This is a genomic window from Streptomyces sp. NPDC054841 (assembly GCF_053611045.1).
In genome coordinates this window covers 1-1,930 of sequence record NZ_JBSGZO010000834.1, presented here as the reverse complement: position 1 = coordinate 1,930, position 1,930 = coordinate 1, and the positions used below count along the sequence as shown (strand labels likewise).

Annotated in this window: 2 protein-coding genes; one reads left to right on the top strand and one right to left on the bottom strand. The window is 70.2% G+C overall.

Annotated elements, in window-relative coordinates:
• On the bottom strand, positions 1 to 324 hold a 324-nt coding region (locus tag ACWGI8_RS43690), incomplete at its 3' end, for an alpha/beta fold hydrolase (RefSeq protein WP_453669112.1).
• Between the two features lie 329 nt (positions 325 to 653).
• Between ACWGI8_RS43690 and ACWGI8_RS43685 the strand changes: the two genes are divergently transcribed.
• Positions 654 to 1,814, top strand: a complete 1,161-nt coding sequence (locus ACWGI8_RS43685; protein WP_453669110.1) for an ABC transporter substrate-binding protein — start codon at positions 654 to 656, stop codon at positions 1,812 to 1,814.
• The last annotated feature ends 116 nt before the right edge of the window (positions 1,815 to 1,930 follow it).

Sequence of the window (1,930 nt, the reverse complement as noted above, 5' to 3'; positions counted from 1 at the left end):
CAGCGAGACTCCCAGGAAATGGGCCCGGTCCAGGGCGAGTTCGTCCATGAGCGCGGCGACGGCATCTGCGCTGAACGTGTAGTAGTCCCGGTCCGGCACAGGTTTGTCGGACGCTCCGAAGCCGGGCTGGTCGACGAGCAGGGTGCGGAACCGCTCGGCGAAGAAGGGCAGGCTCCGGCCGAAGTTGGACCATGCGGAGGCACCGGGACCGCCCCCGTGCAACAGGACGAGCGCGGGCGCGTCCACGGGACCGGCCTCGTGGTAGTGGAGGGTGAGGCCGGAAGAGATCCTGACGGTGCGTGAGGTGTTCTCGTAACTGATCACCACTCCATCGTGTCCTGCCGGCCTGCGCTTGTGCACCCGGCCCCGGCACTCCTCGGCGGTGCACGGGCCGAATCCGGCCACCCCGCCCGACCCGTTGGCCACCTTTCCGGCCCGTGAGGCGTCCCACCCGGCCCGCGGGCTGCCCCGCCCTGCCCGCGGGGCGTTCCGCCCGGCCCGCGGGGCATCCCCGATCCGCCCGGTAATCGCACCGCCGACGACGCCTCACGTTCACCGTCGGGACACCACGACCCCCCGTAATGACGGAGTTGTATGGACAACAGTTGTCCATACAGCTTCGGCCCCGCTTCGGCTTCCCTCCTGGAGTACGCGTGACCAGCACCACCCGCCCCGCCCGCGCCGCCGCGCTCATCGGCGCCCTTGGACTCACCGCCCTCACGCTCACGGCCTGTGGTGCCGCACCCGACAAGGGTGCCGGTGCCGTCGGCGGCAAGAACATCGGTTCCGCAGCCTCGGCGGCCGACGCGGGCGGCATGGACGCCCTGATCGCCGCCGCGAAGAAGGAAGGCACGCTCAACGCGATCGCCATCCCCCGCGACTGGGCCAACTACGGCGCGATCATCGACGGCTTCACCAAGAAGTACGGCATCAAGGTGAACGTCGAGAACCCCGACGGCTCCAGCCAGGACGAGATCAACGCGGTGAAGACCCGCAAGGGCCAGGACCGCGCCCCCGACGTCCTCGACCTCGGCGCCGCCTTCGCCCAGGCGGCCGGCGCCCAGGGCCTCACCGCCCCGTACAAGGTCACCGCCTTCGACAAGATCCCCGAGACCCAGCGCGACGCGCAGGGCCGCTGGTTCAACGACTACGGCGGCTACGTCTCCATCGGCTGCGACGCCAAGGCCATCAAGGTCTGCCCGAAGACCTTCGCCGACCTGCTCAAGCCCGACTACAAGGGCAAGGTCGCCCTCAACGGCAACCCCACCAAGTCCGGCTCCGCCTTCGGCGGTGTCTACGCCGCGGCCATCGCCAACGGCGGTTCCTTCGACGACATCCAGCCCGGCATCGACTTCTTCGGGAAGCTGAAGAAGAACGGCAACTTCAACCCCGTCGAGTCCACCCCGGCCACGATCGAGAAGGGCGAGACCCCGATCACGATCGACTGGGACTACCTGAACTCCGGCTACGCCGAGCAGTTCAAGCCCAAGGGCATCGACTGGAAGACCGTCGTCCCCTCCGACGGCATCTACGCCCAGTTCTACTCGCAGGCCATCAACAAGGACGCCCCGCATCCGGCCGCCGCGCGCCTGTGGCAGGAGTACCTCTACAGCGCCGAGGGCCAGAACCTCTGGCTCAAGGGCCACGCCCGCCCGGTGCTGATGCCGGCGATGACCGCCGACGGCACCATCGACAAGGCCGCCGCCGCGGCCCTGCCGGTCGTCGAGGGCACACCGAAGTTCCCCACCGAGCAGCAGACCGCCAAGGCCAAGGAGACCCTCGCCAAGGGCTGGGCCGCGGCCGTCTCCGGGTGATCCGTCGATGACCTTGCTCAACTCCCCCGCCCACGCGCCGGCCGGTTCCGCACCGGCCGGCGGCGTGGGCGCGGGCCCCCGCCCGGGCCCGCATCCCCACAGGCGCAGGCCCCTGG